16 protein-coding genes and 2 tRNA genes are annotated in these 20,191 nt (G+C 72.4%); 12 read left to right on the plus strand and 6 right to left on the minus strand.

The window, feature by feature from the left end:
* Positions 1 to 25: 25 nt before the first annotated feature.
* Together AB0J21_RS26765 and AB0J21_RS26770 are read right to left on the minus strand one after the other, a co-directional pair.
* Positions 26 to 1,393: an AarF/ABC1/UbiB kinase family protein gene (locus tag AB0J21_RS26765; RefSeq protein WP_363148669.1), complete on the minus strand. Its 1,368-nt coding sequence runs from the start codon at positions 1,391 to 1,393 to the stop codon at positions 26 to 28.
* A 118-nt stretch (positions 1,394 to 1,511) separates the two neighbouring features.
* Positions 1,512 to 2,816 carry a TOMM precursor leader peptide-binding protein gene (locus AB0J21_RS26770; protein ID WP_363148670.1) on the minus strand — a complete coding sequence of 435 codons (1,305 nt, stop codon included), beginning with the start codon at positions 2,814 to 2,816 and terminating at the stop codon, positions 1,512 to 1,514.
* 307 nt (positions 2,817 to 3,123) lie between these two features.
* Here AB0J21_RS26770 and AB0J21_RS26775 point away from each other — a divergent pair, with 307 nt between their 5' ends.
* The 4 genes from AB0J21_RS26775 to AB0J21_RS26790 all read left to right on the plus strand — a co-directional run bounded on the left by AB0J21_RS26775 (position 3,124) and on the right by AB0J21_RS26790 (position 7,331).
* A complete protein-coding gene (locus tag AB0J21_RS26775; RefSeq protein WP_363148671.1) occupies positions 3,124 to 3,807 on the plus strand; it encodes a M48 family metallopeptidase in 684 nt (227 codons plus the stop codon).
* 399 nt (positions 3,808 to 4,206) lie between these two features.
* The gene (locus AB0J21_RS26780; RefSeq protein ID WP_363148672.1) at positions 4,207 to 5,883 is read left to right on the plus strand and encodes a TerD family protein; all 1,677 of its coding nucleotides are present in this window, start codon (positions 4,207 to 4,209) and stop codon (positions 5,881 to 5,883) included.
* Positions 5,884 to 5,897: 14 nt separating this feature from the next.
* The gene (locus tag AB0J21_RS26785) at positions 5,898 to 6,578 is read left to right on the plus strand and encodes an AIM24 family protein (protein WP_363148708.1); all 681 of its coding nucleotides are present in this window, start codon (positions 5,898 to 5,900) and stop codon (positions 6,576 to 6,578) included.
* A gap of 18 nt (positions 6,579 to 6,596) precedes the next feature.
* Entirely contained in the window at positions 6,597 to 7,331 is a 735-nt protein-coding gene (locus AB0J21_RS26790) for an AIM24 family protein (protein WP_363148673.1), read from the plus strand.
* Positions 7,332 to 7,499: 168 nt separating this feature from the next.
* Here the strand turns inward: AB0J21_RS26790 and AB0J21_RS26795 are convergent, their stop codons facing one another.
* Both AB0J21_RS26795 and AB0J21_RS26800 read right to left on the minus strand, forming a co-directional pair.
* Positions 7,500 to 8,021 (minus strand): NUDIX hydrolase, encoded by a 522-nt coding sequence (locus AB0J21_RS26795; RefSeq protein WP_363148674.1) that lies wholly within the window; start codon positions 8,019 to 8,021, stop codon positions 7,500 to 7,502.
* On the minus strand, positions 8,018 to 9,550 hold the full coding sequence (locus AB0J21_RS26800) for a zinc-dependent metalloprotease (RefSeq protein ID WP_363148675.1): 1,533 nt from the start codon (positions 9,548 to 9,550) through the stop codon (positions 8,018 to 8,020). The genes AB0J21_RS26795 and AB0J21_RS26800 overlap by 4 nt, the downstream gene beginning before the upstream one ends.
* Before the next feature lie 192 nt (positions 9,551 to 9,742).
* Between AB0J21_RS26800 and AB0J21_RS26805 the strand changes: the two genes are divergently transcribed.
* The 4 genes from AB0J21_RS26805 to AB0J21_RS26820 all read left to right on the plus strand — a co-directional run bounded on the left by AB0J21_RS26805 (position 9,743) and on the right by AB0J21_RS26820 (position 12,913).
* Positions 9,743 to 10,852: an SDR family oxidoreductase gene (locus AB0J21_RS26805; protein ID WP_363148676.1), complete on the plus strand. Its 1,110-nt coding sequence runs from the start codon at positions 9,743 to 9,745 to the stop codon at positions 10,850 to 10,852.
* Between the two features lie 70 nt (positions 10,853 to 10,922).
* The gene (locus AB0J21_RS26810) at positions 10,923 to 11,387 is read left to right on the plus strand and encodes a molybdenum cofactor biosynthesis protein MoaE (RefSeq protein ID WP_363148677.1); all 465 of its coding nucleotides are present in this window, start codon (positions 10,923 to 10,925) and stop codon (positions 11,385 to 11,387) included.
* A gap of 159 nt (positions 11,388 to 11,546) precedes the next feature.
* Entirely contained in the window at positions 11,547 to 11,714 is a 168-nt protein-coding gene (locus AB0J21_RS26815; protein WP_363148678.1) for a hypothetical protein, read from the plus strand.
* 101 nt (positions 11,715 to 11,815) lie between these two features.
* Complete coding sequence (locus tag AB0J21_RS26820) at positions 11,816 to 12,913, plus strand: PDZ domain-containing protein (RefSeq protein ID WP_363148679.1); 1,098 nt, start codon at positions 11,816 to 11,818, stop codon at positions 12,911 to 12,913.
* Between the two features lie 90 nt (positions 12,914 to 13,003).
* Here AB0J21_RS26820 and AB0J21_RS26825 read toward each other — a convergent pair whose 3' ends face one another.
* A complete protein-coding gene (locus AB0J21_RS26825; RefSeq protein WP_363148680.1) occupies positions 13,004 to 13,561 on the minus strand; it encodes a PPA1309 family protein in 558 nt (185 codons plus the stop codon).
* 143 nt (positions 13,562 to 13,704) lie between these two features.
* Here AB0J21_RS26825 and AB0J21_RS26830 point away from each other — a divergent pair, with 143 nt between their 5' ends.
* From AB0J21_RS26830 to AB0J21_RS26845, 4 genes are all read left to right on the plus strand, one after another.
* Complete coding sequence (locus tag AB0J21_RS26830; RefSeq protein ID WP_363148709.1) at positions 13,705 to 16,677, plus strand: UPF0182 family protein; 2,973 nt, start codon at positions 13,705 to 13,707, stop codon at positions 16,675 to 16,677.
* 41 nt (positions 16,678 to 16,718) lie between these two features.
* Positions 16,719 to 16,792 (plus strand) — tRNA-Met (locus AB0J21_RS26835).
* A 377-nt stretch (positions 16,793 to 17,169) separates the two neighbouring features.
* A complete protein-coding gene (locus tag AB0J21_RS26840; RefSeq protein WP_363148681.1) occupies positions 17,170 to 19,326 on the plus strand; it encodes a tetratricopeptide repeat protein in 2,157 nt (718 codons plus the stop codon).
* A gap of 153 nt (positions 19,327 to 19,479) precedes the next feature.
* Positions 19,480 to 19,553: transfer RNA gene (locus AB0J21_RS26845), tRNA-Met, on the plus strand.
* A 95-nt stretch (positions 19,554 to 19,648) separates the two neighbouring features.
* Here AB0J21_RS26845 and AB0J21_RS26850 read toward each other — a convergent pair.
* A complete protein-coding gene (locus tag AB0J21_RS26850; RefSeq protein ID WP_363148682.1) occupies positions 19,649 to 20,065 on the minus strand; it encodes a Fur family transcriptional regulator in 417 nt (138 codons plus the stop codon).
* Positions 20,066 to 20,191: the final 126 nt, after the last annotated feature.

A 20,191-nucleotide genomic window follows, 5' to 3' on the forward strand; every position in this document is an offset into this window, starting at 1 on the left:
TGGCCGGGCGGGCCGCAGCGCCCGCTCAGGTGGCCGGCTCCTCCTCCCATACGAAGCCCGGGAGTTCACCGTCGCTCGCGAAGCCGGGGAGCCAGTTCTCCAGCTCCTCGCGCAGCCGGACATGGGCGTCCAACTGGCACAGCACACCTATCGTGCTCAGCGTCACGCGGTGGATCAGAAGGTAGGACGGGGGCAGGTTCAGCTGCCGGCCGAGGTGGTGCGCGGGCGACCTCGGGTCCGCGATCCGGGCCGCCTGGCCCCGCAGCCAGCCACGGGTGAAGGCGAACTCCTCGGCCCCGGCCGGTTCGATGATCGGCAGGAGGAAGTCGAGGACGGCCTGCGCGTCCAGTTCCACGGACTCCTTGATGAAGCCCTCGGTGCGCAGTGACTCGTGGACCTGCTCCGCCCGGCCCTCCAGACTCAGCCGCAGCGAACGGCCGATGATGTCCGGCAGCCCGCCCGGCAGCCGGTCCACCGTCCCGAAGTCCAGGACGCCCAGCCGCCAGCCGCCCTCTCCGTCGGGGACCAGGCGGAAGTTCCCCGGGTGTGGATCGGCGTGCAGCAGCCCGGTACGGGCCGGTCCGCAGAACAGGAAGTGCGCGAGCAACTGCCCGGCCCGGTCCCGTTGTTCCGCCGTCCCCGAAGCGATCACCTCCGACAGCGGCACGCCCTCCAGCCACTCCGTCACCAGCACCTGTTCGCACTGGTGCACCACGTCCGGCACGACCACGTCGGGGTCGTCCGCGAACTCCGCGGCGTGGGCGCGCTGGGAGTCCGCCTCCAGCTCGTAGTCCAGTTCCTCGGCGACCCGCGCACGCAACTCCGCGATCAGCGGCTTGACGTCGATGCCCGGTACCACCGGCCCCAGGAGCTTCGCGAAGACGGCCAGCTGGTTCAGGTCCGACAGCAGGGCCCGGCCCGCCCCCGGGTACTGGACCTTCACCGCGACCGCCCGGCCGTCCCGCCACACCGCGCGGTGCACCTGGCCGATCGAGGCCGCCGCCGCCGGCCGCTCGTCGAACTCCTGGAACAGCTCGCGCCAGTCCTCCCCGAGCCGTTCGGCGAGCACCGCGTGCACCGTGCTCGTCGGCATCGGGGGAGCGGCCTCCTGGAGCTTGGTGAGCGCCGCCCGGTAGGGGCCCGCGACCTCCTCCGGCAGGGCCGACTCGAAGACGGACAGAGCCTGCCCGAACTTCATGGCCCCGCCCTTCAGCTCGCCCAGCACCTTGAAGAGCTGATCGGCGGTGCGCTGCTGCAGTTCACGGCCGACCAGGTCCGCGGAGACGCCCCCGATCCGCCGCCCCAGGCCCCAGGTGGCGCGACCGGCGAAACCGAGCGGCAGTGTGGCCAGCTTGGCGGTCCTGGTCACCGCCTTACGGGGAAGATCAGACATAAGCCCTCCATGTCCCAGCAGGCCGCGCCGCGAACGGCGCCTACCCGGCCATTGTGTCCCCTCGCGTCCGCGACCCCGTCGGCTCCTCCCCTCACCCGGTGCGCGGTCCCCGAGGCGTTCACCCGCCCGCGCCCGTATGACTGGCCTGAGCCGCCTGGCCCTCAGGGGCCGCCTGTTCCGCCCGATCCTCCCGGGCCGCCTCGTCCGCCCGGCCCGCGCGGCCCGCGCGGGTTTCGTGAGCCGCCCCGCACCCGCACAGCGGATGCGGGGAGAGGGAACGGGAGCGCCAGTCCCCGCCCGGCAGCGCCGCCTCCCAGCGTGCTCCGGTGCTCGCCGGAAGTCCGCCGTCCAGAAAGGTCAGCGCGTGCGCCGCCGCGAGCCCCGCCGCCGCGGCGGCCAGCGCGAGGTCCGCCGCCTCGGCCCGGTGCGCCCGCCCCGAGCGCCACTGGGCCAGCAGCCGGGGCCAGGCCGGGTCCCGGTCCGCGCGCCCCAGGTCCAGACACCGGGCACACCCGGTCGCCCCCGGCAGGACCAACGGCCCCACCACCGCGCTCGACTCGATCAGCCCGGCGTACAGATGCGGGGTGCCGGAGGCGAGGAGCGGCTCAGCTGTCGCCGGGTCGGGGGCGTGCACGGCCAGTCCGTCCCGAGGGGCGAGCACGACCAGGGAGTACCCCTCGGACTCCCGCGCCCCCGGAGCGCGACCGGCATCCGTACCGCCTCCCGCACCGCCTCCCGCACCGCTCTGCCGTGGTACCCGCCCGCCGGCTGGTTCGTCCGGCGGCGCCTGGCGTCTGCCGTGGGCCGGCGCCATCTCCCGTACGAGACGGCGGGCCGCCTCCGCGCGCCGCTGCCCCACCGCCGAGGGCGGCAGCCCTCCAGGCGAGACGTCCCCCGGATCGACCCGGCCCCCGTCCATCACCTCGACGCGGCCCACCCCGGCCCCCGAGAGCAGGGCCGCGACCGACGCCCCCACCCTTCCCGCCCCACGGACGAGGACGCGGGCGCGGGCACGCACACCCAGCCTCTCCAGGGCTCCGCAAGGGCGCGGATCGAGCAGCGAGAGAGACGCGAGGTCGGGCCGCAGCCGCTCCATGAGGGCCGAGTCCTCCCGCAGGCGGGCGGCGCCCTCCCCGCCGCCTGTCGCGTCCTCCAGCAGCCCCGCCCGCACCAGGCCGTCCAGCAGCCGGTCCACGTATCCCTCGCTCAGCCCCGCCCGCGCCGCCTCCGCGTAAAGGAGTGGCAGACCGCGCGTCCCGTCGAGCAGCCGCAGGAAGGCGCTGGTGGCCAGATCCAGCGGACCGAGGACCACGGCCCGGGCCTCCGTGACCCCGAACTGCGTGTTGTTCAGATCCCGCCACCCCTGCCGCAGCGCCGGTTTCAGCGCGGGATGCCCGAGCGGTGCCGCGACAGCCGTCCCCACCTCGCCACCGCCGCCCGCTCGTGCCGTCGTCCCCCGAGTGCCCGCTCGTGCCGTCGTCCCTCGCGTGCTCGCTCGTCCCGTCATCCCGTCCCCGCTCTCCGGCGCCGCCCGATGGTCGGCCCTCACCTCACCCGCTCACCCGGCGTGAGCGAGTGATGCCATCATGCGACGCCTGTCCGTTCGTGTGCGGAAAGTTGTCCACAGCCCCGGGCGTTTGTCGTATGAATGCGGCGGACGGTGGTGCGGCTCGCCACGCATGCTGTCCGGAGGCGGGACGTCCACCCCTGACAGCGGGTAACGTCGAGGAATGTCCGGCGACCCCCTGCACCGCGCGGCCGGCGCCGCGCGCCGTGCGCCCAGCCCCTCGCAGAGCCCGGCACGCACCGGCCCGGTGGAAGTGCGCCGCAGCGCCCGCCGACGGCGCACGGTCTCCGCGTACCGCGAGGGCGACCGGACCATCGTGCTCATCCCGGCCCGCATGTCCGAGGCCGAGGAGCGGCGCTGGGTCAACGTGATGCTCGACAAGCTCGCCGCCCAGGAGAGCCGCAGACGCCCCGGCGACGCGGAGCTGACCGAGCGGGCGGCACGCCTGTCGGAACAGTTCCTCGACGGCCGGGCGCGGCCCGCGACCGTGCGCTGGGTCACCAACCAGAACACGCGCTGGGGCTCCTGCACCCCCTCCGAGGGCAGCATCCGTCTCTCCCACCGCCTCCAGGGCATGCCCGAGTACGTCGTCGACTACGTGCTCCTGCACGAACTGGCCCACCTGCTGGTCCCCGGCCACGGCCCCCGCTTCTGGGCCCTGCTCGACGTCTACCCGCGGACCGAGCGCGCCCGCGGGTACCTGGAGGGCGTCGTGTCCGCCCTGCCGTCGCCCGCGCAGACCGGCGACGGGGACGGCGGCGCCGACGCCGGGGACGGGGCCGACGATCACGAGGATCACGAGGACCGGGACATCCACGACGAGCCGCGGGACCTCTTCGGGGACTGAGGTTCGGAGACCGAGGTTCGGACACCGAGGTTCGGGGGCTGATGTTCAGACGCCGAGGTTCAGGGACTGCGGCCCGGAGACTGGTGCGCGCGTCCTCTCCGGACTTTGGCGCGGGACTTCCCGAGGGCGGAGCGGGCCGAGAACTCCGCAGGTCACCGATGTGACGGGGCGTCACACGTGCTCGTCCCGCATCGATTGTGCGGCAGCTCTGTACCAGCTCTCGGCCCTCCCCTCGTGAACCGTTAGCCTGACGCGACACACTGCTGCCCGGCTGCTTCCCGCGGGATCCTCCGCGAGGGCGGACGACGGGTGACGGCACGGCCTCGTCGCCGTCAGCCGGACGGACAGGCAGCACGCAGGGACCAGCACGTAGACGGAAATGGGGGGCGGTCGGCAGGCATGTCCAGGCAATTCCAGCGCGGCCACAAGGCAAAGATCAGTGACCTCACCGCCGGGACGGATCTGTACGTGGGAGTGCAGATCGCGGGGCCCGGCCTCAGCTTCGACATCAGCTGCTTCGGCCTCGACGCCGAGGAACGGCTGTCGGACGACCAGTACTTCATCTTCTTCAACCAGCCGAAGTCCCCCGAGGAGTCGCTTCAGCTGCTCGGACCGCAGGCGGGGGACACCGAGTCCTTCCGGGTGACGCTCGACCGCGTCCCCGCCCACGTCCAGCGGCTCTCCTTCACCGCGACGATCGACGGCGCCGGTCAGATGTCCCAGATCGGGCCCGGCTACCTGCGGATCGTCGCCGGTGGCGAGGAGGTCGCCCGCTACGCCTTCGACGGCTCGGAGTTCACGACCGAGCGGGCCGTCATGGTCGGCGACTTCTACCTCAAGGACGTGTGGCGCTTCGCCGCCGTCGGCCAGGGCTTCGACGGCGGACTGGAGGCGCTGCTGCGCAACTTCGGCGGCGAGGTCGCGGAGGAGGAACCGCCCGCACCCGAGCCGGCGCCCGCCACGGCGGCCCCGGGCTTCGCACCCCCGGCCTTCGCCCCGCCGGCCGCGCCGGCTCCCGCCTCGGCCGCGCCGGAACCTCCGGCGGCCCCGCAGGCTCCCGCCCCGGTCCCGCAGCCCGCCGCCGTCCCGGCTCCCCAGGCTCCCGCCGTCCCGGCTCCCGCCGTCTCGCCGCCGCCGGTTCCGCCGCAGCCCGACCTGCACGCCGCGCCGACGGTCGTGGCGCCGATGACCGCGCCGCCCGGCGCTCCCGGGCCGCCGCCACCGCCACCCGGACATGTCCAGCCCGTTCCCGGGCAGCCGCAGGCCCCCGGGCACACCCTTGCCGAGCCCTCGGCCCCGCCCGGCTACGCCCAGCCCCCCGGCGCCTACCAGCCGCCGCCCTTCGGCGCGGCACCGGCAGCGGGCGGGGCGCCCCCGGCCGGAGCCCCGGGCGCCATCCCCCAGGGCGGCGGCACCCCCGGAGTCGCCGCGGCCTTCGAGAAGTACCGCGAGGCACCGGGCGGGCGCCGCTGGACCCAGCAGAACGGGCAGCTCGTCCGCGTCGACCTCGGCGCCGAGAGCGCACCCGTCCTCGCCCGCCAGGGCAGCATGGTGCTCTACCAGGGCAAGGTCGACTTCGGGTACAAGGGCGCGGGCTTCGCCGGCCGCGTCGTCGGCAACGCCACCGGCCAGGAACTCCAGCTCATGCGCTGCACTGGCAAGGGCCAGGTGTTCCTCGCCGACGCCGGGGCGCACCTGCACCCCATCGAGCTGCAGGGCGACGCCATCTGCGTGTCGGCCGAGGCGGTCCTCGCCTTCGACGAGTCCTTGCAGCGCGAGGTCCGCCGGATCGACGGGCACGGCATCCCCGGCGGCTCGCTGTTCACCATGCAGTTCCAGGGCACCGGCACCGTCGTCGTCAAGACGCACGGCACCCCCGTGGTCCTGCCCGTCACCCCCACGACCTTCGCCGACTGCAACGCCGTCGTCGCCTGGTCGGCCGCCTCCCAGGTGATCATCTCCAGCCAGGTGCGGCTGCGCCGCAACGCCTACCCGGGCCACAGCGGGGAGACCGTGAACCTCCAGTTCAGAGGCGCCCCGGGCAATTTCGTCATCGTCCAGCCGTACGAGATCTGAGGGGAAGCGGAATGTTGCAGCAGCAGCTCGCGGGCTTCGCCGCGACCCCCGTCGCGGCCCGCATGGAGAACCACGGCCACCACATGGCCAAGATCGCGATGCAGAGCGGCCGGGACCTCTACGCCCGCAAGGGCTCCATGGTCGCGTACGAGGGATTCGTCCAGTACGAGGCCAATCCGCCGTCCCTGCGGCAGATGGCCGGCAGCTGGGCCACCGGGGAGGGCACGCCCCTCATGAAGTGCTCCGGGGACGGACTGCTCTACCTCGCCGACTACGGGGCCGACGTCGTCGTCATCAACCTCGGCGGTGACGCGCTCTCCGTCAACGGCACCAACCTGCTCGCGTTCGACGCCCACCTCCAGTGGGGCGTGGAACGCGTCAAGGGCCTCGCCAAGTTCGCCGGCCAGGGACTGTTCAACGTCAAGGTCGCCGGAGACGGCTGGGTCGCGCTGACCTCCAGGGGCACGCCCATCGTCGTGGACTGCGGACGGGGCGAGGACGAGACCTACGTCGACCCCGACGCCCTCGTCGCCTGGTCCCCGCACCTCAAGGTCAAGGGGAAACGCAGCTTCAAGGCCGGTGCGATGATCGGCCGCGGCAGCGGTGAGGCGTACCAGATGGCCTTCTCCGGAGAGGGAATCGTCGTCGTCCAGCCCAGCGAGGACAGCACCGACCGGCTCAGGGCCCGGGGCTGAGGGGGAGCGAAACACATCATGCAGAGCCCGCTTTTCGCGTACACGGAACAGCAGACCCAGGAGCGCTGGACCGTCCAGAACCCGCAACTGCTGCGGGTGGCCCTCCAGGGCCACGAGGACGTCCTCGCCCGCAAGGGCGCCATGGTCGCCTACCAGGGCCTCGTCGAGTTCGACGGCGAGTACGTCTCCCCGGGGCAGCGGCGCGCCCGCAGGCAGACCGGCGAGGGCCTCGACCTCATGCGCTGCTCCGGGCAGGGCACCGTCTACCTCGCGAACCTCGCCCAGTACACCCACCTCGTCGACATCGACCACGAGGGCCTCACCGTCGACAGCGCCTACGTCCTCGCCCTGGACTCCACGCTGCACACCGAGGTGATCGCCGTCGACAGCCAGTTCGGCATCTCCGGCTCCGGCAAGTACCAGCTCAACATCACCGGCCGGGGCAAGGCCGCCCTCATGACCTCGGGACAGCCGCTCCTGCTCCAGGTCACCGGGGAGACGTACGTCAACGTGGACGCCGACGCCGTCGTCGCCTGGTCCTCCGGGCTGCGCGTCCAGATGCAGGCACAGACCCACGCCGGCGGCGTGTGGCGGCGCAGGGGCAGCACGGGGGAGGGCTGGGAACTCAGCTTCCTCGGCCAGGGACAGGTCCTCGTCCAGCCGAGCGAACTGCTGCCCCCGCAGGGCGCGGGCCCCTCCGGCCTCGCGGGCCACTACGGGGTCGGCCAGAACCAGGGCAACGCCTGGCAGTGAGCGGGAGCGGGCGGCCCGGTCACGACGGTCTGCCGGGCCCGACCGCCACCCCACGACGGCGCGTGGGACCGCACCGCCGCACGGGAAACGGTAAGGGGCGCTCACCCATGTGAGCGCCCCTTACCGATGTCCTCCCCGACGCCGTCCGGCCGGACGGCATCCGGCCCCTCACAGCGCCGCGCGCGCCGCCTCCACGAGCCGTACGACCGAGGCATCGCTCACCGAGGCGACCTCCTCGTACGGGAACCACCGCAGGTCGAGGGACTCCTCGCTGATCCGCTCGGCCGCGCCCGGCGGCGCCACCGCCACGTACTGCACGTCGAAGTGCTGGGTGCACGGGCCCGGGATGGAGTGCCGGTCCAGCCGCACCGGTCCCACCGGCAGCAGGCTCAGCCCCGCGATCCCCGACTCCTCCGTGGCCTCGCGCAGGGCGGCCGCCGCCAGGGTGGGGTCCTCCGGCTCGCAGTGGCCCCCCATCTGGAGCCACATCCGCAGCTTCTTGTGCAGGGTGAGCAGGACCCGGCCGCCGTCCTGGTCCACCACCAGGGCGCTGGCCGTCACATGACCGGCGCCGCACGCCTTCCCCATGCCGTCCGGGTGCGCCTGGAGGTGATCCAGGTACGCCTGGCGCAGCTCGGGCTGGCGGTCGTAGCCCTTGAGGACCGCGACCGCGTCTTCGAGCAGACTCACGCGCCCTCGTCGCCCCTGTCCGTGCCGCCCTTGCCGCCCTCGCCGTTCCCCTCACCCGGGTCGGAGCCCTTGGCACCGCCCTCGTCCTCGGCGGCGTCCCCGGAGCCCTCGGCGGCGTCCCGCTTCTTCAGGTCGGCCCTTCCGGCCGCCTCGCCGAGCATCTTGTCCAGCTCGGAGAAGTCCGCCTGCTCGTGGTGGACGAAGCCGTCCGGATCGTCCAGGTCCTCGGCGGTGGGCAGCATGTCCGGGTGGGCCCACAGGCCGTCCCGGCCGTCCACGCCGCGTGCGTCGGTGAGCGAGGCCCACAGCCGCGAGGCGTCCCGCAGGCGGCGCGGACGCAGCTCCAGACCGATCAGGGTCGCGAAGGTCTGCTCGGCGGGACCGCCCGAGGCGCGACGACGGCGCAGCGTCTCGCGCAGCGCGTCCGCCGCCCCCAGACGCGGCTTGGCCGCCGTGTGCACGACCGCGTCCACCCAGCCCTCGACCAGCGCGAGCGCCGTCTCCAGACGGGCCAGCGCGGCCTTCTGCTGCGGGGTGTCCTCCGGCTGGAACATGCCCTGCTGGAGAGCGTCCTGAAGCTGCTCGGGGTTGGACGGGTCGAGCTGGCCGACCGCGTCCTCCAGTTTCGAGGTGTCCACCTTGATGCCGCGCGCGTAGCCCTCGACCGCGCCGAACAGGTGCGAGCGCAGCCACGGCACATGGGCGAAGAGCCGCTGGTGGGCGGCCTCGCGCAGCGCCAGATACAGACGGACCTCGTCCTTGGGGACGCCCAGGTCCTTGCCGAACGCCTCGATGTTGACGGGCAGCAGCGCGGCCTTCCCGGCCGGACCCAGCGGCAGCCCGATGTCGGTCGAGCCGACGACCTCGCCCGCGAGCGTGCCCACGGCCTGCCCGATCTGGGTGCCGAACATCGCGCCGCCCATGGAACGCATCATGCCGAGCAGCGGGCCCGCCATGGCCTGCATCTCCTCGGGCAGCACATCGCCCATGGCCGCGCCGACCTGCTCGGCGACCGGGTCCACGAGGTCCTTCCACACCGGGATGGTCGCCTCGACCCACTCGGCGCGGCTCCACGCCACCGCCGAGCCGGCCCCGGAGGGCAGCGAGGTCGCGTCGTCCAGCCACAGATCGGCCAGCCGCACCGCCTCCTCGACGGCCGAGCGCTCCGCCGGGCCGACGCTCGCGTCCTTCGTGCCGTCGGCGGTGCCCTGGGAGACCGTCTGCCGGGCGATCTGCTTGGCCATGTCCCAGTTCACCGGGCCGCCCTCGTACGAGAGCATCTGGCCGAGCTGCTGGAAGGCCGCGCCCAGGTCGTTCGGGTTGAGCGAGCCGAACATCGCGGCGAAGGGGTTGTCGCCCCCCGCGCCGCCCGGCCCGCCCGGCCCGATGCCGAACGGGTTCATCGGGCCGCCCTGGCCGAAGCCGGAGCCGGAGCCCTGGCCCCCACCGGGGGTGCCCTTCTTCTTGCCCTCGTCGCCGTCGTCCGGCTCCTCCGGCGGAAGGCCGAATCCGAATGGGGTGTCACTCACGGGTTTCCTCGGCTGGTAAGGCCGCCGGTCACGAAGCCGGCGGCGGCTGCCCTGCAACACCACCCAGCGTAGACACCGGAGCCGCAAAGGGGCTCGGTGCTCCGCCGACACGTGGCCTGCGGCAGGATGGACGCCACCTGGTACGTACGCGTGATTCCCGCACGTACTGAAGACAACCGCTGGAGACGCCTGGTGAGTTCCCCAGATCCGCAGGTTCGCGCAGCGCGAAACCCGTCCGCCGCCGCCTCGCGCGGTCCCGTCGTCGCCGTGACCGGCGCGGCCTCGGGCCTCGGCGCCCTCCTGGTCGAGCGGCTGGTGGCCTCCGAGGAGATCAAGCAGGTCGTCGCACTGGACGAACGGCGCGGTGACTGCCCGCAGGCGCAGTGGCACACCCTGGACATCCGCGATCCGGCGATCGCCGAGAAACTGCGCGGCGCCGACGTCGTCGTGCACCTCGCCTTCAACCTCGACCTGGAGACCGATCCGGCCGCCCGTACGGCGTACAACGTGCGGGGGACCCAGACGGTGCTGACCTCCGCCGCCGCGGCCGGGGTGCACCGCGTCGTGCTGTGCACCTCCGCCATGGTCTACGGGGCGCTGCCCGACAACGAACTGCCGCTGTCCGAGGACGCCGAGCTGAAGGCGACCGCCGAGGCCACCGGCGTCGGCGACCTCCTGGAGATCGAACGGCTGGCCCGCCGCGCCCCACGCGCCCACCCCGGCCTCAACGTCACGGTGCTGCGCCCCGCCCTCCTGGTCGGCGGCACCGACACGGCCCTGACCCGCTACTTCGAGTCGCCGCGGCTCCTCGTCGTGGCCGGCTCGCGGCCCGCCTGGCAGTTCTGCCACGTGGAGGACCTGGTCAGCGCCCTGGAGTACGCCGTACTCGAAAAGGTCGACGGGGAACTCGCGGTCGGCTGCGACGGGTGGCTGGAGCAGGAGGAGATCGAGGAGCTGAGCGGCATCCGCCGCATGGAGCTGCCCTCCGCCGTCGCGCTCGGCGCCGCCGCCCGGCTGCACCGCATCGGCCTCACGCCCTCCCCGGCGGGAGACCTCGCGTACACGATGAACCCCTGGGTGGTCAGCGTCAGCAGGCTGCACGACGCGGGCTGGCGCCCACGATGGACCAACGAGGAGGTCCTCGCGGAGCTGCTGGAGGAGGTGGCCGGGCGGCGCACCGTCGCCGGTCGCCGGCTCGGCCGCAAGGACGCCACGGCCGCCGGAGCGGCGGGCGCCACCGTCGCCCTGCTCGGCACGGCCGCGCTGGTGCGCCGGGCCCGCAAGGCACGCCGCCGCATCTGAGACCCCGGCGAGGCGCCCCGAGCGCCGTCCCGTGTCCCGCCCCGGCGCGGTGTGCGGCACCATGGGCGGCATGGCAACCACCTCTGAGCACCCGGGCGAGCGGCCGTCCCAGGACCCGGTGCGGCTGCTCGCGATCCGGGAGACCCCGCTGTCCGTCGACGAGGTCTTCGCGGCCGTCGGCGACGCTGCCGCCGGGGGCACGGCCCTGTTCGTCGGGACGGTGCGCGACCACGACGGCGGCGCCGACGTCAGTGCGCTCGGCTACTCGTGCCACCCCACCGCGGAGACGGAGCTGCGCCGGGTCGCGGAGAAGGTCGCGGCGGACTACCCGGTGCGGGCGCTGGCCGCCGTGCACCGCGTGGGTGACCTGTCCATCGGTGACCTCGCGGTCGTCGTCGCCGTCTCCTGCCCGCACCGCGCCGAGGCCTTCGCGGCCTGCCGCCGTCTCATCGACGACCTCAAGCACGAGGTGCCGATCTGGAAACACCAGACCTTCGGTGACGGTACGGAGGAGTGGGTGGGCGTCGGCGCGTAGGCGCCCCGTCAGGCGGCGGTGGCCGGGTGAAGCGGCGGCTCCAACCGTGGGACCGGCGCTCCGGTTGCGTAACCGCACCCCGCCGTGGAGCGTTGCCCTAGCAGCTCGTTAATCTGCTGATCAGTCAGTCGGGACGCTCTCGGGGAGTCGGAGGTCGGCATGGCCGCTCTTGCGTGGTTGCTGATTCCGTTCACGGCCGCCGTCGGCGCGGGGCTCTGGGGTTCCTGGGCCGCGCGCACCCGCCGTACGGGCGACGGACCGGAGCTGGCGGGGTACGCCAGGTTCCGCGCCGCGATGGAGAAGTCCGCCTCCGCCGCCGAGCGCTGAACGCCGAGCGCTGAACCACCCTCGGGGAAGCGCCCGGCCGGGCCCCTCGTACGGACCGGCCCCGGGGGTGCGCCCCCGTTCCCGTCCCGTACTGTCGTTCCATGCCACGCCGCACCGCGACGATGCTCGCCTCCACCCTGATGCTGATCGCGTTGTTGTGTGCCGGTGTTCTCATCACGGTGCCGTACGCCGAGATGTCCCCGGGCCCCACGGTGAACACCCTCGACGAGCACGACGGTGAACCGGTGCTGCAGATCACGGGCCGCAAGACCTACGAGGCGAGCGGGCACCTCAACATGACGACGGTCCGGGTCACGAGCCCCGACTTCACGATGAACCTGCCGCAGGCGGTCGTCGGCTGGCTCTCCCGGGACGCGATCGTGCTCCCGCACGACAACCTCTATCCGAAGGGCCAGACGGAGGAGGAGTCGACGCAGGAGAACGCGGAGGAGTTCAGCGAGTCGCAGGAGAGCGCGAAGGTCGCCGCCCTCAAGGAGCTGGACATCCCGGTCACCGCGCGCGTCGTCGTCGCCTCCGTCGGCAAGGGCACCCCGGCCGAGGGCGTCCTGCACGCCGGTGACGTGATCCGCTCCGTGGACGGTACGGCGGTCAAGGCGCCCGACGACGTCGCCAAGCTCGTCACCCGGCACAAGACGGGCGACAAAGTCGTGTTCGCGGTGATCCCGGCGAAGGAGGTCGCGGCGGCCGAGAAGGCCGGCAAGGAGCCGATGAACACGCGGAACGTGGTCGTCGAGACCGTCGACTCGCCCAAGGGGGACGGCGAGCAGCGGCCCGTCGTCGGCATCAAGGCGGGCACCGACCACACCTTCCCGTTCTCGATCGACATCAAGCTCGCCGACGTCGGCGGTCCGAGCGCGGGACTCATGTTCGCCCTGGGCATCGTCGACAAACTGACCCCCGGTGACATGACGGGCGGCAAGTTCGTGGCCGGGACCGGCACCATCGACGACGCCGGGAAGGTCGGCGCGATCGGCGGCATCGGGATGAAGACGGTGGCCGCGCGGGACGCCGGGGCGCGCTACTTCCTGACCCCCGCCGACAACTGCGCGACCGCCGCCAAGGACACTCCGGACGGGCTGCGGCTCGTCAAGGTCCGCACGATCGACGACGCGACGAAGGCCCTCAAGGACATCAAGGCCGGCCACGACGACGCCCTGCCGAGCTGCTCGAAGAGCTGAGCGCCCTGGCGAGGACTGCCGACCGGCCACGGAACGGGCGCGGCCCCGCCCGGCGGCCCCGTCACCGGGCCGGCGGGCGGGGCCGCGGGCTCACTCCGCGAAGGTCGTGGAGAGCGCCTCGGCCAGACCCGGGACGAGACCGGCGCCCGTGAGCACCTCCACGGCCGAGTCCTTCTCACGCAGCCGCAGCGCCGACTCCCGGGTGCCGTCGCGCAGTACCGCGACCGTCATCCGGACCTCCTGACGCTCCGGGTGCCGGGCGACCCACTTGGTCAGGGCCGCCTCGTCGAGCCCCTCCGGCACGTTCGCCTCGGCGCCCGCGGGCAGCATCAGCCGCTCCACGGTCAGCGCGCACCCGGCGACCGAACCCGGCCAGGCGATCGTGGCGAGGAACTCGTCGAGCGGGGTCCCGGCAGGGATCTCCTCCTGCTCGATCGGGGTGAGGGAACCGGCCGGTTGCTCGGAGTCGAGACCGAGACGGCGGGCCAGGGAGGGCTCCTCCTCCTGTAGACGTCCGGTGTCCACGAGGGCGAAGAGCCGGGCGGGCTGATCCCAGCCCAGGCCACCGACGTACTCGTCGATCTCCAGTACGGCACGGGTGAGCGGGGTCGCGGCGGGCGGGGGGCTGGCGGGGGAATCTTGGGACATGAGCAATATCCTGCCTGGTTCAGGGCCCCGGACGGGAACTGAGTAAAGCTTCAGTAAGTTGCATGAGTGGGCCCTACGATCGCTGGGCCCGCACATACACATCAAAAACACCGAACTTCGAGGTGCGCACCTTGGCTTTCCAGATGCCGGACCGCGGCGGAGGCCCGACGGGGCCACGGATCAGAGTGGGCCGTCCCTCCCGGCGTGTCCGCACCCTGCTCATGACACTGGGCGTGCTGGCCGTACTGGTCATGGCCTTCGTCATGTTCTCAGGGTTCTGGACGGACTGGCTCTGGTACCGCTCGGTCGACTACTCCTCCGTCTTCACCAAGACCCTCTGGACGAAGATCGGGCTCTTCTTCGTCTTCGGCCTGCTCATGGCGGCTGCCGTCGGCGTGAACATCTGGCTGGCGCACCGTCTGCGCCCGCCGCTGAGCGCCATGTCGATGGAGCAACAGAACCTCGACCGGTACCGCATGGGCATCGCGCCCTACAAGAAGTGGCTCCTGTTCGGGATCATCGCCCTCGTGGGCCTGATCTCGGGCGCCTCCGCGGCCGGACAGTGGCGCACCTGGCTCATGTGGGTCAACGGGCAGCCCTTCCACCAGAAGGACCCGCAGTTCCACCTCGACGTGTCCTTCTACGCCTTCGACCTGCCCTGGTACCGCTTCCTGCTCGGCTTCGGCTTCGCCGCCGTCGTGCTGAGCGTGATCGCGAGCCTGCTCACGCACTACCTGTACGGCGGCCTGCGGATCACCAGCCCCGGGGCGCGCGCCACCAAGGCCGCCACCGGCCACCTGTCGGTGCTGCTCGGCGTCTTCGTCTCGCTCAAGGCGGTGGCCTACTGGCTCGACCGCTACGGACTCGCGGTCAAGTCCAGCGACTTCAAGGCCACCGGGAACTGGACCGGTCTGCGGTACGTCGACGCCAACGCCTACCTGCCGGCCAAAACGATCCTCTTCTGCATCGCGATCATCTGCGCGCTGCTCTTCTTCGCGACCCTGTGGCGGCGCACCTGGCAGCTGCCCGTCATCGGCTTCGGCCTCATGGTGCTCTCCGCGATCCTCATCGGCGGGCTGTACCCGGCCATCGTGCAGAAGTTCCAGGTCCAGCCCAACGAGCAGGCCAAGGAAGCCAAGTACGTCGAGAAGAACCTCAAGGCGACCCGCGAGGCGTACGGGATCGACGACACGAAGGTCAAGGAGTACCCGGGCAAGAGCGAGACGGACGACAAGGCGAAACTGCGCGCCGACGCCAACGAGGCGGCCAGTATCCGGCTCATCGACCCGAACGTGGTCTCGCCGACCTTCCAGCAGCTCCAGCAGATGAGGAACTACTACGCGTTCCCGTCCAACCTGGACGTCGACCGCTACAAGGACAAGGACGGCAACGACCAGGACACCGTCATCGGTCTGCGCGAGCTGGACCTGAAGGGCATCCCGAAGAACAACTGGATCAACGACCACTTCCGCTACACCCACGGCTACGGGGTGGTCGCGGCCAAGGGCGACGACGCGGCGTCCGGCGGCAGTCCGGTGTTCACCGAGTCCGACCTGCCCTCCCAGGGTGAGCTGGGCAAGTACAACCAGCGCATCTACTACGGCGAGAAGACGACGCAGTACTCGATCGTCGGCGGTCCCCAGAAGGAGATCGACTACGCCAACGACGACGGCGAGAAGACGACGAGCTACCAGGGCAAGAGCGGCGTCAACCTCTCGAACCCGCTCAACCGCGCCGCCTACGCCGTGTCCTTCGGCGAGCCCCAGATCCTCTACTCCGGCGCCATCGGCGACGGCTCGCGGATCCTGTACAACCGCACCCCGAAGGACCGCGTCGAGGCCGTAGCGCCCTGGCTGACGATCGACGGCGACTCCTACCCGGCGGTCGTGGACGGCCACATCCAGTGGATCGTCGACGCCTACACGACCACCAACGGCTATCCGTACGCCTCGCGCACCACGCTCGGGGACACGACGGCCGACTCGCTCACCGCGGCCAACAACCAGCGGGCGGTGGTGGCCCAGCAGAACCAGGTCAACTACATCCGCAACTCGGTCAAGGCCACCGTTGACGCGTACACCGGCGAGGTCAAGCTCTACCAGTGGGACACGAAGGACCCGGTCCTCAAGACCTGGATGAAGGCCTTCCCGAACACGGTCGAGAAGCGCTCGACGATCAGCCCCGAGCTGATGGCCCACCTGCGCTACCCGCAGGACCTGTTCAAGGTCCAGCGCGAACTGCTGACCCGCTACCACGTGAAGACCGCGCAGACCTTCCTGAGCGGCAGCGAGGTGTGGCAGGTCCCGGACGACCCGACCAACAAGTCGGGCAACGCGATCCCGCCGTACTACCTGAGCATGAAGATGCCGGACTCCAAGGAGCAGGACTTCTCGCTCACCACGACGTTCACACCGAACGGCCGTGACAACCTGAGCGCCTTCATGGCGGTCAACGCCGAGGCCGGGACCCCCGACTACGGCAAGATCGACATCCTGAAGATGCCGTCCGCCGAGACCATCGACGGACCCAAACAGGTGCAGAGCAAGTTCAACTCCAACGAGACCATCGCCGAGAAGATCCGGCTGCTGCGTGGTGGTGACTCGGAAGTCGAGTACGGCAACCTGCTGACCGTCCCGCTCGACGGCGAACTGCTGTACGCGGAACCGGTCTACGTACGCGGTGGCGGCCTCAAGTACCCGCTGCTCAAGCGGGTGCTGGTCACCTACGCCGGGAAGACGGCCTTCGAGGAGACGCTGGACAAGGCGCTCAACGTGGTCTTCGGCGCCGAGGACGAGACGCCACCGGGCGACAGCGACGACACCACCAAGCCGCCGCCCGCCACCGGGGACAGCAGCCTGCAAGGCGCCCTCGACGACGCCGGGAAGGCCTTCAAGGACGGCCAGTCCGCCCTGAAGGACGGCGACTGGGAGGCGTACGGGAAGGCGCAGAGCGACCTCCAGGACGCCCTCCAGCGTGCCGCCGACGCCCAGGACGCCGCGAAGAAGAAGAGCGGCGACGGAAAGGCCGGCGGCGCCAAGCCGGACGCCGGCGCGAGTACCAAGCCGGACGCCACGGCGAGCACCAAGCCCGGGGACGCGGCCTCCGACGACGGCTGAGCAGGCCCACCCCGCGCCGTGATACTGTGTGATCACAACGGCGCGGGGTGGAGCAGCTCGGTAGCTCGCTGGGCTCATAACCCAGAGGTCGCAGGTTCAAATCCTGTCCCCGCTACTGATCGAAGAGGCCCGGGTCCCGAAAGGGATCCGGGCCTCTTCGTGCGTGGCGTGCCGCCGTGCGCGGCCGCTCGCCCGGTGCCGCCCATCCCGGGCAGAACTGAGTACGGCTACTCAGCCGTTCCGGGGGCAGCCTGGTAGAGGCTGGAAGCGGCCGGCGGGCGGCACAATCGAGGAGATCCCCGGGTCTCCCGTGTGTCGGCTGTACGGGGCGCACCGGATCGGACAGCCTCCGCATGTGAAGTGTGTTCGGTACGGGGGTAGTTGAGTAATCCGAGTTTGACGTGCCCCTCTGGGGGCATGTCGATAAAACGCTGTAGAGACCTCATTTGACTGCCGGTTACGAGGTGTACCCGGGTTGCGGGTGGTGCGACGATGGACGTTATGGGGGACAAGGCGACTCTGTGGGAGTCCGGGAGGTTTGCGCGGTCCGGTGCGCATGACCTGAGTGCGGAGCCGACCGGTGCACCCGCCGGTGCGCGCGCGCCCCGTGAACTCCACGCCGAGGCCCGGTCCGGCTCCGGGCGTCTGCCGGCCCAGCCCGGCCGGGGCGTCCTGTCCGCCGTCCCCGGGTACGTCGGTGTCGGCCCCGGGGGCTCCCCGGCCCCGTCCGCCGACCGGGCCCCCCAAAGCCCCGAGGGAGGCGACGCCGAGCCGGGCGCCGAGACCGAGGCCAGGCTGCGCGCCGCGGCCGAGAGCGATGTCGCCGCGATGAGTGAACTGGGCGCGATGCTGCTGCGGCGCGGCGAGCTCGACGAGGCCGAACCGCACCTGCGCGCCGCGACCGGCGCGGGCGACCGGGCCGCCGCCAACAACCTCGGCGTCCTGCTGCACCAGCGCGGCTACCCCGAGGAGGCGGCCGGCTGGTGGCGGGTCGCCGCCGTCGCGGGCTCCGCGGCCGCCGCGCACGCCCTCGGTCGGCACCACCGCGAGCGCGGTGACGAACCGGCCGCCGACTACTGGCTGCGCCAGTCCGCCGAACAGGGCCATGTGCTGGGCGCGTACGCCCTCGCCGACCTGCTCGAACACCGGGGCGAGCCCGGGGCCGAGCGCTGGATGCGCAGCGCCGCCGAGCGCGGGCACCGCGAGGCCGCCTACCGCACCGCCCGCATCCTGGAGCAGCGGGTGGCCGACGAGGCGCGCCGCGAGCGCGGCCCCGTACTGCCCGGGCCGCGTCGCTCCGGCCGCGCGGGCGCCGCCCCGGCGCTGTCCATCCCCGGCCCGCGGGACGGCTCGGCCCCGCTGGCCACCGCACGGCGGCAGCCCGCGGGGTCCGCGCAGAGCGGCCCGAGGGCGGCCGAGCGGACGGAGGGACTCACCCCCGCCCAGGAGGCCGAGCAGTGGTACCGGCAGGCGGCCGCACGCGGACACCGCAAGGCGGCGCTGCACCTCGGCGCGATCCTGGAGCAGCGCGGCGAGCTGAAGGAGGCCGGGCGCTGGTACCTGACCTCGGCCAAGGACGGCGAGGCCCGCGCGGCCTGCGCCCTGGGCTTCCTGCTGCGCGACGCCGGGGACCAGGAGAGCGCCGCCGTGTGGTGGCTCAAGGCCGCCCAGGAGGGCGACGGCAACGCGGCCAACGCGCTCGGCGCCCTGCACGCAGAGCGCGGCGAGCCGCAGACCGCCGAGCGCTGGTACCGGGCCGCGATGGACGCGGGCGACGACAACGGCGCCTACAACCTCGCCCTGCTCTGCGCCGAGCAGGGCCGCACCGCGCAGGCCGAGCAGTGGTACCGCACCGCGGCCTACGCGGGGCACCGCGAGGCGGCGAACGCGCTGGCCGTCCTGCTGCTCCAGGCCGGGGACGCCGCCGGGGCGGAGCCCTGGTTCTCCAAGGCCGCCGAGGGCGGGAGCGTGGACGCCGCCTTCAACCTGGGCATCCTGCACAGCGGCCGGGGCGACGAGGACGGCGCGCTGCGCTGGTACGAGCGCGCGGCGGCCGCCGGGCACACCGACGCGGCCCTCCAGGTCGGCATGGCCCTGCTGCGCGAGGGCGACGAGCAGTCCGCCGAGCGGCACCTGCGCTGCGCGGCCGGCGGCGGCAGCGCGGAGGCCGCCTACCGGCTCGCCTCCGTACTGGACGCCCGACGCCCCCCGCAGGGCCCGCCGGTGCTCGGCGAGAGCGTCCTGACCGAACGTGACGAGTGCGAGGAGTGGTACGAGCGGGCCGCCGACCAGGGGCACCGGCGCGCCCAGGTGCGGGCCGGGATGCTCGCCGCCGCACGCGGCGACATAGTCCTCGCGGCGCGCAGATACCGCGAGGCGGCCGAGGCCGGGAGCAGCAACGGCGCCTTCAACCTCGGCCTCCTGCTGGCCAGGGAGGGCAGCGAGCCGGAGGCCGCCCTGTGGTGGCGGCGCGCGGCGGAGGCCGGTCACGGCCGCGCCGCGCTGCGGCTCGCGCTGCTGTTCGCCCGCAGGGGCGAGCTGGTCGAGAGCCAGGAGTGGTGCGACAAGGCCGTGCAGGCGGGCCCGGCCGAGGTCGCCGAGCGCGCCGCCCGGCTGCGGGACGCGCTCCAGCAGGAACTGAGCGCCTGAGCGGTACGGCGCCCGCGCGGCGGGGGCTCGGGCGGCGCGGGGCCGAGTGGCGGGCGGGGGCCTTCAGCGACACGGCGCCTGAGCAGCACAGAGAGGCGCCGGGGGAACCGATTTGCATGTGCGGCGCCCGGCCCCGTACAGTCGAGACATCGACGCGGGGTGGAGCAGCTCGGTAGCTCGCTGGGCTCATAACCCAGAGGTCGCAGGTTCAAATCCTGTCCCCGCTACTGAAGACCGAAGGCCCGGATCCCTCAGGGGATCCGGGCCTTCGGTGTATGCCGCCGCAGCCGCCGCGAGCGGCCCCCGCGCGCGGGGGCCGGGTTCAGGCGCCGACGCAGTCCGGGCACAGGCCCCGGTAGGTGATCTCGACGTCGGAGACGGTGTAGCCGAAGCGTTCCGTCACCGGAAGGTCGGACAGCGGGTTCCCGGCCGGGCGGACGTCCTTGATCGCCCCGCAGCGCGCGCACACGAGGTGCTGGTGCGGGTGGTGGGCGTTCGGGTCGTAACGCTTGGCCCGGTGATCGGTCGCGACCTCCAGGACCTCGCCGAGCGAGACCATCTCACCGAGCGTGTTGTAGACCGTGGCCCGGGAGATCTCCGGCAGCCGCTCGACGGCGCGCGCGTGCACCTCGTCGGCGGTCAGGTGCATGTGGTCCCCGTCGAGGACCTCGGCCACGACGCGTCGCTGCGCAGTCATCCGCCAACCGCGTCCACGCAGACGTTCCAAAAGGTCACTCATGTCCTCAAGTCTAACAGTCAGGGGCACTAGACCCGAACGTGTGTGAGGTTGGATGTTCACTTGACTTAGACAATGTCCATTGTAGGATCGGCCTTGTCGCTCGCCCAGGGGGAGTCGTCCGGTCAC

The sequence above is a fragment of the Streptomyces sp. NPDC049954 genome (assembly GCF_040656295.1).
In the GTDB taxonomy this organism is placed as follows: Bacteria; Actinomycetota; Actinomycetes; order Streptomycetales; family Streptomycetaceae; genus Streptomyces.

What these genes read in the sequence shown, in the direction of transcription:
- AB0J21_RS26765 (WP_363148669.1), bottom strand. Translation starts at nt 1,393, where the DNA reads ATGTCTGATCTTCCCCGTAAGGCGGTGACCAGGACCGCCAAGCTGGCC.
- AB0J21_RS26775 (WP_363148671.1), top strand. Translation starts at nt 3,124, where the DNA reads ATGTCCGGCGACCCCCTGCACCGCGCGGCCGGCGCCGCGCGCCGTGCG.
- AB0J21_RS26780 (WP_363148672.1), top strand. Translation starts at nt 4,207, where the DNA reads ATGTCCAGGCAATTCCAGCGCGGCCACAAGGCAAAGATCAGTGACCTC.
- AB0J21_RS26790 (WP_363148673.1), top strand. Translation starts at nt 6,597, where the DNA reads ATGCAGAGCCCGCTTTTCGCGTACACGGAACAGCAGACCCAGGAGCGC.
- AB0J21_RS26810 (WP_363148677.1), top strand. Translation starts at nt 10,923, where the DNA reads ATGGCAACCACCTCTGAGCACCCGGGCGAGCGGCCGTCCCAGGACCCG.
- AB0J21_RS26815 (WP_363148678.1), top strand. Translation starts at nt 11,547, where the DNA reads ATGGCCGCTCTTGCGTGGTTGCTGATTCCGTTCACGGCCGCCGTCGGC.
- AB0J21_RS26820 (WP_363148679.1), top strand. Translation starts at nt 11,816, where the DNA reads ATGCCACGCCGCACCGCGACGATGCTCGCCTCCACCCTGATGCTGATC.
- AB0J21_RS26825 (WP_363148680.1), bottom strand. Translation starts at nt 13,561, where the DNA reads ATGTCCCAAGATTCCCCCGCCAGCCCCCCGCCCGCCGCGACCCCGCTC.
- AB0J21_RS26830 (WP_363148709.1), top strand. Translation starts at nt 13,705, where the DNA reads ATGCCGGACCGCGGCGGAGGCCCGACGGGGCCACGGATCAGAGTGGGC.
- AB0J21_RS26840 (WP_363148681.1), top strand. Translation starts at nt 17,170, where the DNA reads ATGGACGTTATGGGGGACAAGGCGACTCTGTGGGAGTCCGGGAGGTTT.
- AB0J21_RS26850 (WP_363148682.1), bottom strand. Translation starts at nt 20,065, where the DNA reads ATGAGTGACCTTTTGGAACGTCTGCGTGGACGCGGTTGGCGGATGACT.